The sequence below is a fragment of the Halorhodospira sp. M38 genome (genome assembly GCF_022227985.1).
GTDB classification, from domain to species: domain Bacteria; phylum Pseudomonadota; class Gammaproteobacteria; order Nitrococcales; family Halorhodospiraceae; genus Halorhodospira; species Halorhodospira halophila_A.
In genome coordinates, this window is sequence record NZ_JAJNQP010000028.1 from 1 (window position 1) to 14548 (window position 14548).

The window sequence follows — 14548 nt, forward strand, 5'->3', positions numbered from 1 at the left end:
GGAGCGCTCCGGCGAGCATCATCGGTGATCGCGGTGGTGCCGAAGGCCCTCGCCAGGCGGGCTCAGCCGACACTGCCGATCGTCGAGTGAGGTCGTGACCACCCGCTCGGGCTGCCCTTAGACTGAGAGCCTGGGGCGCTCGACCGCCCGGGGACAGCAAGCAGGAAGGGGCACACAATGCCACGTAGGCTGCGCGTTGCGGTGACAGCGATTACGGTCTGCCTTGTCGGCCTGTCAGTGACGGCATGCATGGATCGTGATTTGGGAGAGACAGCCTCTCCCGAACTCCTTGCGGCGCTGGAAGAGACCACCTACGTCCGCGATGGCAGGGGCGAAATGGTCATCTACGCCGTGGTCGATACCGACTGTCCCTCGTGCACTGAGTTACGCCGAGCCGTGGCGGATCAGCCCACCCCCAACATCGAGTGGCGCTGGGTGCCCGTGGCTTACTTGGGCGATCAAGCGCGGGCCGGGGCCATCGACTGGCTCGACGCGGAGCGTCGCCTCGATGATGCCGCGGAGGCTGTGGATGCCAACACGCAAAAGGCACAGGCAGCCCGTATCGCGCAGGTGCCGCGACTGGTCTACGAGGATCCAGAAGGGGAGGTGCGCTCGCTAACCGGTGGGGGCCCCCATGAGGTCCGCCAACTCGAGGAACTCGCCGCCGAGATGCCGTAGCGGGGCCCTCAATGGAACTCAAGGACGCCGTGCCGCCCAGCTTCCTGGGGGCGGCCTGGCTCGTCTAAAGGCTCCATGAAGGGGCGGACTGCAGAGCTCAGTGCCGTGTAGACTGACGCAATACTCACTGTTTGCACGGGGAATCCATGGCTCTGTTTCACAAAATCCTGATCGCCAATCGCGGCGAGATCGCCATTCGGGTGATGCGTGCGGCGAATGAGCTCGGCAAGCGCACCGTCGCGATCTACGCCCAGGAGGATAAGCTCGGACTCCACCGCTTCAAGGCGGACGAGGCCTACCTGATTGGCGAGGGCATGGGGCCGGTCGAGGCCTACCTCTCCATCGACGAGGTCATCCGGGTCGCGAAGATGGCCGGGGCAGACGCCGTTCACCCTGGTTACGGGCTGCTCTCGGAGAACCCTGAGTTGGTCGACGCCTGCGAGCGCGCCGGTATCACCTTTATCGGGCCGCGCGCGGAGACGATGCGCGAGTTGGGTGACAAGGCGAGCGCACGGCGGGTGGCCATCGCTGCCGGTGTTCCGGTAATCCCCGCCTCGGAGGTGCTCGGAGAAGACATGGCGGCGGCCCGGCGCTGGGCGGAGGAGATCGGCTACCCACTGATGCTCAAGGCCTCCTGGGGTGGCGGTGGACGCGGCATGCGACCGATCCACGGCCCCGAAGAGCTGGAAGCGAAAGTCCTGGAGGGGCGGCGCGAGGCGGAAGCGGCCTTTGGCAGTGGCGAAGGGTATCTCGAGAAGGTGATCGAGCGGGCCCGCCACGTCGAGGTGCAGGTGCTGGGCGATACCCACGGCGACCTCTACCACCTCTTCGAGCGCGACTGCACGGTGCAACGGCGCAACCAGAAGGTGGTGGAACGCGCACCGGCGCCGTACCTGACCCCGGAGCAGCGCGCGGAGGTGTGTGAGCTGGGGCTCAAGGTCGCCCGTCATGTGGGTTACCGGAACGCGGGTACGGTCGAGTTCCTCATGGACATGGAGACCGGTGCCTTCCACTTCATTGAGGTCAACCCGCGCATCCAGGTCGAGCACACCGTGACCGAGGAGGTTACGGGGATCGACATCGTCAAGGCGCAGATCCGAATCGCCGAAGGCGAGCACCTGGATACGGCCACGGGCAAGGCCGACCAGGGCGAGATCTGGCTCAACGGTCACGCCATGCAGTGCCGGGTCACCACGGAGGATCCGCAGAACAACTTCATCCCGGATTACGGCCGCATCACGGCCTACCGTTCGGCGACCGGCATGGGGATCCGGCTCGATGGCGGCACGGCCTACGCCGGCGGGGTCATCACCCGCTACTACGACTCGCTGTTGGTGAAGGTAACGGCCTGGGCGCCCACACCGGCGGAGACGATTACGCGGATGGATCGCGCCCTGCGCGAATTCCGCATCCGTGGCGTGTCCACCAACATCCCGTTCGTGGAGAATCTGATCAAGCACCCGGTGTTCCTCGACAACACCTACACCACGCGCTTTATCGATAACACGCCGGAGCTCTTCGCGTTCGACAAGCGCCGGGACCGGGCCACCCGGCTGCTGACCTATCTGGCCGAGATCACCGTCAACGGTCACCCGGAGGTCCTCGATCGGCCCCGGCCGGCGGCCGGGCTGCCCCTGCCGGTGCCGCCCGCCCCGCGGGGTGAGCCGGTGCCGGGTACCCGCAACCTGCTGGAAGAGCGGGGGCCGCAGGCGGTGGCCGATTGGTTGGCGGGTCGCAAGGAGTTGCTGCTCACCGACACCACCATGCGCGATGCCCACCAGTCGCTGCTGGCAACCCGCATGCGCACCTTCGATATGGCCCGGGTTGCGCCGGCGTATGCGGCCAATCTGCCGCAGCTGTTCAGCGTCGAGTGTTGGGGCGGGGCCACCTTCGATGTCGCCTATCGCTTCCTGCAGGAGTGCCCCTGGCAGCGGCTGCGGCAGATCCGGGCGGCGATGCCGAACGTGATGACGCAGATGCTGCTGCGCGGCTCCAACGGCGTGGGCTACACCAACTATCCGGACAACGTGGTGCGCGCCTTTGTCCATCAGGCCGCCGAGAGCGGCGTCGACGTCTTCCGCGTCTTCGACAGCCTCAACTGGGTCGAGAACATGCGCGAGGCGATGGACGCGGTGCTGGAAAGTGGCAAGGTGTGTGAGGGGACGATCTGCTACACCGGCGATATCCTCGATCCGGGCCGCGCCAAGTACGACCTCAAGTACTACGTGGCGATGGGCAAGGCGCTGCGCGATGCCGGTGCCCACATCCTTGGGGTGAAGGATATGGCCGGGTTGCTCAAGCCGGCGGCGGCGCGGGTGCTGTTCCGGGCGCTCAAGGAGGAGGTGGGGCTGCCGATCCACTTCCACACCCACGACACGAGTGGCATTGCCGGTGCCACCATCCTCGCCGCGGCCGATGCCGGCGTCGATGTGGCCGACGTGGCCATGGATGCCTTCTCGGGCAACACCTCGCAACCGGTCCTTGGCTCCATCGTCGAGGCGCTGCGGCACACGGAGCGGGACACCGGGATCGACATGGCGGATGTCCGTGCCATCTCCAATTACTGGGAGCAGGTGCGGGCCCACTACGCCGCCTTCGAGACTGGCCAGCAGTCACCGTCGTCCGAGGTCTACCTCCACGAGATGCCGGGGGGGCAGTTCACCAACCTCAAGGCGCAGGCCCGCTCGCTGGGGTTGGAGGAGCGCTGGCACGAGGTGGCGCAGGCCTACGCCGACGCGAACGAGATCTTCGGCGATATCGTGAAGGTCACCCCCTCCTCCAAGGTGGTGGGTGATATGGCGCTGATGATGGTGAGCCAGGGCCTGACCCGCGAGCAGGTCGAGGACCCGGCCGTGGAGGTGAGCTTCCCGGATTCGGTCATCGACATGCTGCGCGGCAACCTCGGGCAGCCGCCCGGCGGTTGGCCGCAGGGTATCCAGCAGAAAGTGCTCAAAGGGGAGCAGCCGCTGCAGGATCGCCCCGGCAAGTACCTCGAGCCCCTCGATCTGGAAGCAGCCCGGCAACAGGTCAGCGACGCGCTCGACGGCGCCGAAATCGACGACGAGCACCTCCATGGCTACCTGATGTACCCGAAGGTCTTCACCGAGTACATGCGGCGTCGCGAACGCTTTGGTCCCGTGAGCGCTCTGCCAACGCGCAACTTCTTCTATGGCATGGAGCCGGAGGAGGAGATCAGCGTTGACATCGACCACGGCAAGACCCTGGAGATCCGGCTGATGACCGTCAGCGAGCCGGGTGACGACGGGGAGCGCCGCGTTTTCTTCGAGCTCAACGGCCAGCCCCGGACCGTTCGAGTGGCGGACAGCAAGGCCAAGGCGAACGTGGTGCAGGCCCCCAAGGCCGAGTCGGGCAATCCCGCCCATGTGGGCGCTCCCACGCCCGGTGTCGTGGTCTCGGTGGCCGCAACACCGGGGCAGCATGTCCAGGCCGGTGATCTGCTGCTGACCATTGAGGCGATGAAGATGGAGATGGCGCTGCAAGCCGAGCGCGATGGCGAGATCAAAGCCGTACACGTTCAGCCCGGCAGCCAGATCGAGGCCAAGGATCTGCTGATCGAGTTCGCAGCCTAGGGGGCAGCCAACAGCCGGTTAGCCGAAGATATCGTCGGTGATGGACTCGTACCACCCGGGCGCGTACATGGCCTCGAGCTCCCGTTGATCCCGGTCGGCATCGAGCGGGCTGAGGCCGCCAGCACCGTCTACGCCGACGATGTCGCCCTCCTGGTGCTCGTAGACGCCGGCCACGGTGATGCCCCAATCCGGCGCGACCAGGCTGTAGCAGGTGTTCACCGTCGGGAAGTCGGGCAGGCTCTCGCCGCGCAGATCGCTGGCGATGGTGGCGGCCACCAGCTTGCCCTGGTTGTTCGCCGCGTGCCCGGATTTGGGCATGGCGCCTGCCATTGCCGCATCGCCGATGACGTAGACATCACTGTAGCGATCCGATTCGAAGGTCTTCTGGTTGACGGGGCACCAGCCGCTGTCATCGGTGAGATCCGCCTGTTGGGCGATGGCTCCGGCCCGCTGCGGCGGGATGAAGTTGATGACGTCTCCGGGGTGGGCCTGGGTGCCGCCGTCTGTAAAGATCTTGCGGTCGGTGACGGAGATCCGCTCCGGGGCGCCGCCCTCGGAGCCCGGGATCCACTCGATCATGTCCCCGTACAGCGCCTCCCAACCCTGCTGGAAGAGACTCTGCTTGGAGAACGTGTCCTTGGGGTCGAGACCGAGGACCTTGGAGCGGGGCTTCTCCTGCTGGAGATAGTAGGCGATGAGCGCCATGCGCTCATACGGACCCGGCGGGCAGCGATACGGCTCGTCGGGCGGGCAGACGATCACGGTCCCGCCATCCTCCAGATCCTTGAGCTGGTGGCGCAGGATCTCGAAGGGGCGCCCACCCTCCCAGGCGTGGGGGATCGTCTCGGTATCCTCCGGCCCCATGCCCTCGACGCGGTCCCAGGCGAACTCGATGCCGGGAGCGACGATAAGCCGGTCGTAGGTCAGGCTGCCGTTTTCCCGGGTCTCGACCGCCTTGCCGGTCGGATCGATCGCCGTGGCGCGATCATGGATGATCTCGACCCCGTGACGGTCGCGCAGATTGCCGTAGCCGTGCCCGAGGCTCTCGAGCTCCCGGAAGCCGCCGAGATACCAGTTCCCGGCGTAGCACGTGTAGTAACGCTCTTGCGGCTCGACCAGGGTGACGCGGAGCCCGGGGGCATAGTGCTTGAGGTACTTGGCCGCGGTGGCTCCGCCTGAGCCGCCGCCGACCACGACGATCCGGGCATCGAGCCGCTCACCGGCACGGGCCGTCCACGGGCCGGCAAGTGGGGCGATTGCAGCAGCGCCGAGCCCTGTCGCGCTCAGCTGCAGGAAGTGGCGGCGAGAGATCTTTGCGCTCATGATGCTCCTCACTCCAGCTCGCTGAGGTACTCGGCGACCTCGCGGATTTCCTCGTCGGTATAGCCGGTGGCGTGCCGATCCATAACCGTCGGGTCGCGCTTGCCGTCACGGAATCCTTTCATGAAATCCTCCATGATCTCTGGGTCCCAGCCGGCTATGGGGGGCATGCTCCCGGCTCCCTGGCCATCCTCACCGTGGCAGGCGAAGCAGCTGTTGGCGATGAGCTCCGCCCGGGAGATGGACGAGTCGTCATCGCTCTGGGCTGCGAGGGGTGATCCGGCCAGTACAGCGATCGCGGCGGTCGTGATCAGTCGGCGTCGCTGCATGGTTCCCTCCTTTGTTTCGCTGACGGAAGACGAAACACCAACAGTCTAAATATGCATGGTACAGCATGTATATAGTGTATGGCTGGCTGGTCGGATTGAGGGAGGCGTGCTACTGGATGGGGTGGCCGCGCGCTATTTGGGATGAAAGGGCTGGAGCTCGCGGCGCTCGGCATGGACGCGTCGCTGGAGAGCCTCCCCTAGCGTTACCTCGCTACCGAGGACGGTTTTTAGCTGGTTTCGTCGCTGCGTTTCCGGCGGGGCAGGGATCTGAGGCTACTGCTACACTCCGGGTGGCGTTTGTGTTCGGTTAATGTCTCGCTCTACTCGGTCACCAGGGAGCTAACGAATGTCAAGGATGAGGCGCCGGATGTCCGGTATCGGAGGCGAGGCATGACCGACGAACAGGCCAGTGGACAGGCTGGCTGCGGAGAGAACCAGCTGGGCCCGCTCGCGGCAAGCTCGGCGTGCTACGCCGCTGCCTCCGGGGCTGCGCTTGGTGGAGATGCACCGACGCACCCCGCACGCCCGGCGCCGGGGCGCTCTGTCGGCAGCGCGCAACAGCCGTCGAAGCGGGTAGCACTCGTGGGCCGCGCCGATATCCAGTCGCGCCTGCTGCGCGAGTTGATCGAGCACAGTGGTGTCTGCCGGGCCGAGTTGATCGAGCCGGCCTCGCTGGACGCGGCCATAGCCGTCGGTGATCGGGATCTGTTCCTGGTTCCGTGGCGCTGCCTTGGAGAAGAGCAGCCTTCGACGTCTACTTGGGAGGCGGCGGGGCTCGCGGCCTGCAGCCGGGTGGCCCTGCTCGATGTCCCGGGTCCGGAGGACGTAGCGCCGCTGCTCGGGTGCCCCGGCCTCGTGGGCGTGTTCACCGCGGACACGTCGCCGGAGATCCTCCTCCGAGGGGTCGATGCCATGCTCGATGGCGAGATCTGGCTGCCGCGCCGCGCGCTCAGCGCCTGGATTGCGGCGGAGCGGTGCCGACCCGCCACAGCGGGGGTGGCATCGGGCGGGGTGCTCGATGCGCTTACGGCCCGCGAGCGTGCGCTGCTTCAGGCGCTCGCGGAAGGGGCGCCGAACAAGACCATCGCCCACCGGCTCTGCGTCAGTGTCCATACCGTCAAGGCCCAGCTGAACGCGCTCTACCGCAAGCTGCGGGTCGCCAACCGGGTCGAGGCGGCCATCTGGGCGTGCCGCTGGCTGGACGCCCTACCCGAAAGTCGTAGACCAGAGTCGGATCTCCCACCTTTCTACTAGCGCACGCCTGGCCGGAGCCGTCCGTGATCTAGACCCTTGGTCGGTACTTCGGCGCAGCCCCGCGCGCTACCTTACCTGGTATCCGGGTTCCGACGGGTAACCCGCAAGAACGCCTGCTGGCCAGGTAGTGCACCCGGAGAGGCCATCGCCGAGGAAGGATGCCCTATGCCCGCGTCCGGCAACGATATGGTGTATGAGGTGACCGTCGCGGAGGTCTGCCTGCTCTGTAAGCCGTGGCTGCAGAACCGGCTGCTGGCGGAGCATCTCGACCAACAGTTGCCCCCTGAGTGCCGGATGGCGGATGACGCTCACCTGGAGCATCTCCTCGATGATGGGGCCGTCCGGCTCCTGCTGCTGGACGTGGCCTCGAGTGCTCACGCCCTGGACCGGGCCTCCCGGATGGAAGAGGCCGGTGCCCCGGGGGCGGGGCCCGGTGTGGCGCTGCTGAATGTGCCTCCTGGCGTCGAGCTCGGACGCTACCTAGCGCACAGCCGGATCCTGGGCGTCTTCCCGGAGGGTACGGGGCCGGATCAGCTGGTCCGCGGGGTGCAGGCCATGCTCCACGGCGAGCTGTGGTTCCCGCGGGAGGCCTTGAACGAGTATCTGCTGCAGCTGCGCAGGGAGGGCACCACTCCGGCCGCGGCAACCGCTGCGATGCCCGAGGCGGGTGATGCCGCGGAGCGCGCGCGGCTGGATGGGCTCACCGCCAAAGAGCGCGAGGTCCTGGGTGCGCTGGGCGAGGGCGCGACCAACGAGGCCATCGGGCGGGAGCTGGGCATGAGCGTGTGCACGGTCAAGACGCATCTCTACAGCATCTACCGCAAGCTCGGTGTCGCCAACCGGACGGCCGCGGCCCTGATCGGGTGGCGGTACCTGAGTGGGGCGCGGTCCGGGCAGGGGGCGGCATAGTGTCCGGAAGCCGCTTTCCGCGCGGGATGGAGCGGACTCCTACCAATGGCTATCGAGGTGGCGAATACATCATGGAGCTATGGCCGATTCGCGTAGGGATGCCCCGAGGCTAGTATGCGGCGTGCACGGATTCGTGCGGCCGGGATTCCCTGGATATCCAAGTGTGGGGAATCACAAGACAACGTTAGGGGTGGAATCTAACGAAGACCACTTCTGCGGCTCTTGTTGAAAAAATTGCTCAAGAGGAAAAAAAGATGAATAGGAAACTTTCAGTGAGCCTCGTCGCGCTTACGGCCATGGGGTTCGCGGGTGCGGCTTCGGCTTTCGATAATCCGTGGGAAGGTGACGGCGCGGAAGTTAATGTTGAAATCGTCGTAGGCGAGTGGGGCGAAGTGTGGTCCGCCATCGGGACCGGACAGGCGCGTGATGGCGACCCGGCCGTATCGCTGGAAATCACTAACGCTGCGGGCATTATCCCTGAGGGAGGTATCGTCGAAGACACGGTTAACCACGTCGCCAATGTCGACTATGAGGTGCTCGTCGACATCGAAGGGGATATTCCAGAATGGACGATGTTCCATGTTCTCGCCGACATCCAGAATCGAGGGGAGTACAATGGGGTCGGTCAGCACGATCAAGCTATGGCGGACAAAATCGTAACGTGGCGCCGGGATGATGGCGGTTACATTGGGTCGCAACCCGGAACCCCGCAACTTATTCTGAGCGGGACCGCGGGCACCTCGGCTACCTCGACGGAAGTGGATTACGCCGCTGAGGCGCGCCATGGCCTGCCGGAGGTCACGGACGGCCAAGATTTTCAAGTGATCTATACGATCGCAGCCCAGTAAGCGGCTCGATTCTAGTAAAACGAGAAAAGTGCGCGGGAGGGGGAGTGCAACCCCCCTCCCCGCACCTAGGGAGTTGTGCCTCATGCGCGACGGTTTCAGACATATCGGCGGGGCAGTCGTCTGCTCGGTTGTTGCCGTTCTGCTCTTTTTTCCGGCCGCGCCGGTGATGGCACAGGGCTTCAACGTGCAGCCCATGATGTTGGAAGCCGCGCCGCGGCCCGGCCAGACCATCGAACTGCCGCTGAGGCTCAACAACACTTCCCCCACCGGCGATCAGATGATCGAGCTGCGCTTGGTGGAGCTGACCCAGACGCCCACGGGCAGTTGGTACGTCGTGAACCCCGGCAGCGGGGAGGGGCCACCCCATGATGCCTCGCTCCTCGACTGGGTGAGTCTCGAGGAAGACAGCATCACGGTGCCTGCCGCCGGCCGGGTCGAAACCACGGTTAATGTGAACGTCCCCCGGGATGCGCACGGCGCCTATTTCGGCGCGCTGATTGCCGAGACACCGCGCCCGGCTGATGCGCAGGGGCTGGTGGTGCGCGTGCGCTTCCTGATCCCCATCATCATGCAGACACAGGGCAGGTCGGTGCGGCAGCAGGTGCGGATCGACGATGTGATGATGACCTACGATGTCGATGAAGAGGACCGGCGCGACCCAACCACGCTTGCCAAGCTTTCCATCACCAATCAGGGCCGCACCTACTCACGGGTGCAGGGCCGGATTACTGTCGACCGCGAGAGCAACGATCGCTGGCGGCCTGTCACGCGGATCGATGTCCCCGAGCGCAGCATCATTCCCGGGGTGACGTTTTCCCTGGGCGATGACCTCGAGCGCCGTCTGCCGTCGGGCACCTACCGGCTGCGCGGAGAGCTGCGCGTCGACGGGCGCAGCGCGGATATCCTTGAAAAGGTCGTGGAATTCGAGGGCGACCCGAGTATCGACACGCTTGCCTATGACACCGCGCTCGTGCTTGACCCTGTGATGGTGCAGATGAATGTTTCGCCAGGCGCGACGCGCACGGCCGTTGTCTCCATCGCGAACCCGGGTGAGGATGCCGTTACGGTGCAGATGGCGGCAAGCACGCCGAACGATCTGCGCGGTGTCGCCATGGGCGATCTACGCGGGGATGCCTTTTCGGCTGAGGGCTGGACAGAGATACGGCCGAGCGAGTTTACCCTGCGCCCCAATGGCCAGCGAAATGTGCGCGTGATCAGCCGCATACCGCGGGAAGGACTGGACCATTCGAATTACTACGCCGACCTGATCCTGCAGGGGCGTTATGCCGACGGTCAGAGTGCCGGCGAAACAAGGTCGGTGGCGCATCTTGTTCATAGCGGGGTAGAAACCGCGCCGGAGGGGGCGATCGAGCGGCTGCTGATCGCCGAGGGGGATGCGCCGTCGGAACACATTATTCAAGTCCGCTTCGCCAACCGCGGCGATGTGCATCTCGAGCCTTCTGGCGAAGTTCAGGTCCTGAGCGGCCGTGGCAGCCTGGCCCGCGCGAGGCTGACGGCCGAACCGGGGCCGATTTTGCCCCTTGGGCGGCGCAATTTCGGCGGCAAGCTCAATTTCTCGGAGGTCGAGCCGGGCTATTACGCCCTTCGTGCCTCGCTTGGGTATGGCTTTCAGCTCTCTGCTTCGGAGCAGACTTTGATCGAAGTGATCGCAGAGCCCGACGAGAACGGAAGCATGGTTCATCGCGTCCGAGTACTGGATGACGATGCAGATATAGATTTGCCGGATGAAGAAGCATTACCGGAATTAGAAGGCGCGGTCGAGGAGACGGCTCCGGAGGAATCTCAATGAATCGCATACGCAATGGTCTGGCAGTGCAATCGATCATTGGGTGTAAAATGATTAAGATAAAAACCGTGCGCCAGGCCATGCGCTCAAGTTCCGTTAAAATGGTCCCCGGTTGCCTGATGGGTATGTTGACCTGCGCGCCGGCAATGGCACAGCTTGCAAACCCTTGGGAAGCCGACGGCGCCGAAATTCAGATGGAGCTTTCCGTCGGCTCGTTTGTTGAGCTGGAACTGCTGGACTCTGCCCTGCTCCGCTTGGAAATTCCGTCCCCTGCGTCGACTATCCCTGCGGAGGGAGTTGGTTTTAGAGTAATCGGAAACGCTAGCGCAACGGTTACCGCTGAACCGGATGATTTCGTCAAAGTCGATGGCCCGGAGGATTGGCTGGGAAAAGCAACACTTGGATCGGAAGAAATTGGGTACGCGATCGAGCTTCGCTTCCCGCGATTTGGGCAGCCCTCCTCACCGGTCCAGATTTCGACCCTTCCAGGTTTCGAACCAGGTCCGACGACTCCAGGCCTGACGGTCGATTTGACACAAACCGGCTATGAACGGGAAGGGGTCATTCACTTGGAGGCCAATGAAAACTGGACCGTACATGGTGGTATTCCATCCCCTGGGGTGTATACAGGGCACGTGACGATAACGGTTTCCGCCGATGCCTTGTGACGTGGCACGCTCAGCTGCGGGGCGGCCCTGTAACCGAGGCTGCAGCAAGTGAGTTGGAGCTTAATCAAGGCGGGGGTGATCAGCGCATTGGTCCTCGCACTGGGTGTACCAATGGCGCAACCTGCCTCAGCTGCGGACGACACCGCCAAGATAAACATATCCATCCGCGTCACTCCCATCGCCCAGCTCGAGCTTCCCGAAGGCACCGCGTTCGAGCTGCACATCCCTAGCCGCGCACAGGGGCTGGAAGGGAGCGGCCCGTTCACGCGCGGGCCTGCGCCGCATCTGGACAGCGCGCAGGTCCCTTTCACCGTGTCCGGCAACGCCCGAGTGACGGTCTCGGCCGCGCCCGGCGCCGTGCTGGATGCACCGCCGGAGGGCCCTGTGGGGCGGGCTTCCAGGACCGGCCCCACGGGAAAGGCGCTCTCCGATACCGGGGCCGAGCTGCCCTATTATCTGTGCATCGAGCTGCCGGAATCCGGAGGACGCGGGCCTTCCTCTGCCGGGTTGGGAAACCCCTGTGGCACGAATCCCGCGAACCACGCCACTTCGAGAGTAGATACCGCCGAGGGGCCAATATCCGGCGTGGTTCATGTGGTGCCGGGCGTGATGTGGGGGGATGTCGCCTCACGCAGTTTTGACAACCCCGGGATTTACCGCGGCGAGGTGCAGGTGACGATTACCGCCAGGGAAGAGTAAAGACTCTGCGGCTTGGAGGGGCAGTGAATTCAGCTTTCAGGGGCGTCGCGGCGACATGCCTCGTGGCGTTATCAATGGTCATCGCTCTGCCACCGACGGCGTCCGCAGACGAGACCCCGACGGTGGACAACGTCTTCTTCCAGACGGATCTGCGCCAGGCGCTTGAAGACATCGCCGCGCAGACCGGCGTGAACATCATCGCCGACCCGAGTGTGAGCGGCATCATCTCGGTCAGTCTCGAGGGCGTCGAGCTGGAGCGGGCGCTGGATCGTGTGCTCGCCGGAACCGGTTTTCGGGTCTCGCGACAGCCGGACTACTATCTCGTGTTCAACCCCGACGCATCGGCGGACTTCTTCACGGATGTTGCGCAGACCCTGCTGATCCGGCTCGACAACCTCACGCCGAACTCGGCGCGGTCCCTGCTCGCCCAGCCCCTGCAGCGTTACGTGCGCGTGGACGAGGCATCCGAGCGCCTCGCAGTCACTGCGCCCACTGACCTCATGGAGCGTATCGTGGCCGACCTGCGCCTTATCGACCAGGGTAACGACAAGGCCACGACATTCGTGGCGCTCGAGTTCATTCGCTCCGAGAATGTGCGCAATCTTTTGCCTGAGAATCTGCAACGTTTCGTCAGAACGGACCCCGGTCGCAATACGATTGCCGTCACCGCTCCGGAAGAAAACCGGACCGAAATCCTGAGAATGATCCGTCGGCTTGATGTGCCCCCGGGCCCTGCATCGACCGAAACGCCGTATATCCACCGCACACGCATCGTCAAGCTGCAGCATGCCCGTGCCAAAAAGACGCTTGCGCTCCTGCCGGCTTCACTCGAGGAATACGTGCGCGCCGATCCGGAGTCGAACACCCTGGCAATCAGCGCGCCGCGCCACCTCGCGGATCGGATCCTTGAGGATATCAATACGATCGACATACCGCGCCAGCATGTGATGCTCGACGCGCGGGTCGTAGTGCTCGAGCGCGGGGATCTGCTCGACTTTGGCGTCAACTGGGACTTCCCCACCGCCACTGCGGGCACGTTCATCGACGACGAGACGAGCCCGAGCTGGCCCTGGGGGCTGCGCATCGGGTTCACGCCGGGGCGTGAGTTCACCAACGCCCTGGCCATGACGCTCAATATGCTGACCCAGAATGAGGAGGCCACCATCGTCTCCACCCCCCAGGTGTTGGCCCAGGACGGCAAGGAGGCGGAGATCAGTGTCGTCACCGAGGAGTGGTTCGAGATAACCACGGATGCGACGACCTTCGCGCGCGCGCAGCTGGAGCAGATCGAGACCGGAACCGTCCTCGCGATCACGCCACAGGTCGGATCGAACGGCGAGCTGACCCTGGACATGGATATCGAGGTCAGCGATGTGGTCGGGCGGGGGGCGTCGAACCTGCCGGTGGTCAGCCGCCGCACTGCGCACAGTACGGTGCAGGTCGAGAACGGGGGGACGGCGGCCGTGGCAGGCTTGGTGGATACGCGCTCGCGGTTTACGCGAACCGGCGTTCCGGGGGTTGGTAGGCTGCCGCTGCTCGGACGCGCCTTCCGCAGTGATCAGCTCGACCACGAGGCGCGGCAGGTGGCCGTGTTCGTGACCGCCACCCTCGTCGAGGAGTCGGATCGGTTGTTCAGCGACGGACGCCGCGAGCTGCCGCCGGTAGAGGTTATCGATGAGGACGAGTTCCGGGATGCGCTGGCAGCGGCCCTCAGCCGGCTGGAGACCGGGGCAAGGAGGGACGAATGACCAGGGCAGAGGCGAGCAGTCGGCGTCGGCCGCGCCTGCTGCTGCTTGCGCTTCTGGTCGTCCTGGGATTGAGCGGCTGCGCGACCGCAGAGCGGGGCGTGGCCATGAGCCGGGAGGCGGTGACGCCGATCACGGTTGGCCAGGCTACTCCGGTAGGCGCCGATGAGCTGGCGGAGGCGATGCTCCGGGCAGGATTCGATCGGGACCAAATCCTTGATATCGGCCCAGCGATACGGAACGCCCTGGCAACATCGGGCGGGGCGCAGGTGCGGGATGACAGTAGCGTGGAGGCGCTTTTCGCGGTTCACTCTGGCCGGCTCTATGTGACGAGCCGCAGTCGGGGCAACTTCATTCAGGAGCTGCCCGGGGCAAGTGCCGCCAACGGCGGCGGTTGATCCTGGGGCGGGGCATCGATGATGGTCTGGTCTTGCGCGCGGCCATCGGAGGCCGGACCGCCGGACAGCGCGCGTAGCTGCGACCCTGACAGCCCAGGGCGCGGTCGGTTTCTGGCCGGCGCTACCGCCGAATACCGGTTGACAATCTCACGCGACGCAGAACTGGTACGGTCCAATTCTGCACAGGCAATGGAAGATCCGGCATAACCCACTGAGTAATGGAAGGGGCAAGTGTAACCCCCTGATGTGTGGTCGCTTTGGCGCTGGCGAGACTTTAGCCAATCGGTCTCGAAGGCCCTCGGC

12 protein-coding genes are annotated in these 14548 nt (G+C 64.9%); 10 read left to right on the plus strand and 2 right to left on the minus strand.

Annotated elements, in window-relative coordinates:
* The first annotated feature begins 261 nt into the window (after window positions 1-261).
* Both LRA98_RS11695 and pyc read left to right on the plus strand, forming a co-directional pair.
* On the plus strand, window positions 262-678 hold the full coding sequence (locus LRA98_RS11695; protein WP_238633678.1) for a thioredoxin fold domain-containing protein: 417 nt from the start codon (window positions 262-264) through the stop codon (window positions 676-678).
* 146 nt (window positions 679-824) lie between these two features.
* A complete protein-coding gene (gene pyc / locus LRA98_RS11700; RefSeq protein ID WP_238633676.1) occupies window positions 825-4268 on the plus strand; it encodes a pyruvate carboxylase in 3444 nt (1147 codons plus the stop codon).
* Window positions 4269-4286: 18 nt separating this feature from the next.
* On the opposite strand, the gene LRA98_RS11705 is transcribed toward pyc, so the two are convergent.
* Both LRA98_RS11705 and LRA98_RS11710 read right to left on the minus strand, forming a co-directional pair.
* Entirely contained in the window at window positions 4287-5591 is a 1305-nt protein-coding gene (locus LRA98_RS11705; protein WP_238633675.1) for an NAD(P)/FAD-dependent oxidoreductase, read from the minus strand.
* 8 nt (window positions 5592-5599) lie between these two features.
* Window positions 5600-5917, minus strand: a complete 318-nt coding sequence (locus LRA98_RS11710; RefSeq protein ID WP_201243074.1) for a c-type cytochrome — start codon at window positions 5915-5917, stop codon at window positions 5600-5602.
* A gap of 390 nt (window positions 5918-6307) precedes the next feature.
* On the opposite strand from LRA98_RS11710, the gene LRA98_RS11715 reads away from it, so the two are divergent.
* The 8 genes from LRA98_RS11715 to LRA98_RS11750 all read left to right on the plus strand — a co-directional run bounded on the left by LRA98_RS11715 (window position 6308) and on the right by LRA98_RS11750 (window position 14245).
* Window positions 6308-7171 carry a response regulator transcription factor gene (locus LRA98_RS11715; protein ID WP_238633673.1) on the plus strand — a complete coding sequence of 288 codons (864 nt, stop codon included), beginning with the start codon at window positions 6308-6310 and terminating at the stop codon, window positions 7169-7171.
* A gap of 165 nt (window positions 7172-7336) precedes the next feature.
* On the plus strand, window positions 7337-8080 hold the full coding sequence (locus LRA98_RS11720) for a response regulator transcription factor (RefSeq protein ID WP_238633671.1): 744 nt from the start codon (window positions 7337-7339) through the stop codon (window positions 8078-8080).
* Window positions 8081-8334: 254 nt separating this feature from the next.
* Entirely contained in the window at window positions 8335-8928 is a 594-nt protein-coding gene (locus LRA98_RS11725; RefSeq protein ID WP_238633669.1) for a hypothetical protein, read from the plus strand.
* A gap of 82 nt (window positions 8929-9010) precedes the next feature.
* Complete coding sequence (locus LRA98_RS11730) at window positions 9011-10738, plus strand: hypothetical protein (protein WP_238633668.1); 1728 nt, start codon at window positions 9011-9013, stop codon at window positions 10736-10738.
* The gene (locus LRA98_RS11735) at window positions 10735-11403 is read left to right on the plus strand and encodes a hypothetical protein (RefSeq protein WP_238633667.1); all 669 of its coding nucleotides are present in this window, start codon (window positions 10735-10737) and stop codon (window positions 11401-11403) included. The genes LRA98_RS11730 and LRA98_RS11735 overlap by 4 nt, the downstream gene beginning before the upstream one ends.
* Window positions 11404-11451: 48 nt before the next feature.
* Window positions 11452-12102, plus strand: coding sequence for a hypothetical protein (locus LRA98_RS11740; RefSeq protein WP_238633665.1), 651 nt, complete (start codon window positions 11452-11454; stop codon window positions 12100-12102).
* 74 nt (window positions 12103-12176) lie between these two features.
* Window positions 12177-13850 carry a secretin and TonB N-terminal domain-containing protein gene (locus LRA98_RS11745; protein WP_238633663.1) on the plus strand — a complete coding sequence of 558 codons (1674 nt, stop codon included), beginning with the start codon at window positions 12177-12179 and terminating at the stop codon, window positions 13848-13850.
* Window positions 13847-14245: a hypothetical protein gene (locus LRA98_RS11750; RefSeq protein WP_238633662.1), complete on the plus strand. Its 399-nt coding sequence runs from the start codon at window positions 13847-13849 to the stop codon at window positions 14243-14245. The genes LRA98_RS11745 and LRA98_RS11750 overlap by 4 nt, the downstream gene beginning before the upstream one ends.
* Window positions 14246-14548 lie beyond the last annotated feature (303 nt).

Bases quoted from the DNA above. Each gene is read 5' to 3' on its own strand.
- pyc (WP_238633676.1), top strand. From the start codon at position 825: ATGGCTCTGTTTCACAAAATCCTGATCGCCAATCGCGGCGAGATCGCC.
- LRA98_RS11705 (WP_238633675.1), bottom strand. From the start codon at position 5,591: ATGAGCGCAAAGATCTCTCGCCGCCACTTCCTGCAGCTGAGCGCGACA.
- LRA98_RS11710 (WP_201243074.1), bottom strand. From the start codon at position 5,917: ATGCAGCGACGCCGACTGATCACGACCGCCGCGATCGCTGTACTGGCC.
- LRA98_RS11715 (WP_238633673.1), top strand. From the start codon at position 6,308: ATGACCGACGAACAGGCCAGTGGACAGGCTGGCTGCGGAGAGAACCAG.
- LRA98_RS11720 (WP_238633671.1), top strand. From the start codon at position 7,337: ATGCCCGCGTCCGGCAACGATATGGTGTATGAGGTGACCGTCGCGGAG.
- LRA98_RS11725 (WP_238633669.1), top strand. From the start codon at position 8,335: ATGAATAGGAAACTTTCAGTGAGCCTCGTCGCGCTTACGGCCATGGGG.
- LRA98_RS11730 (WP_238633668.1), top strand. From the start codon at position 9,011: ATGCGCGACGGTTTCAGACATATCGGCGGGGCAGTCGTCTGCTCGGTT.
- LRA98_RS11735 (WP_238633667.1), top strand. From the start codon at position 10,735: ATGAATCGCATACGCAATGGTCTGGCAGTGCAATCGATCATTGGGTGT.
- LRA98_RS11745 (WP_238633663.1), top strand. From the start codon at position 12,177: ATGGTCATCGCTCTGCCACCGACGGCGTCCGCAGACGAGACCCCGACG.
- LRA98_RS11750 (WP_238633662.1), top strand. From the start codon at position 13,847: ATGACCAGGGCAGAGGCGAGCAGTCGGCGTCGGCCGCGCCTGCTGCTG.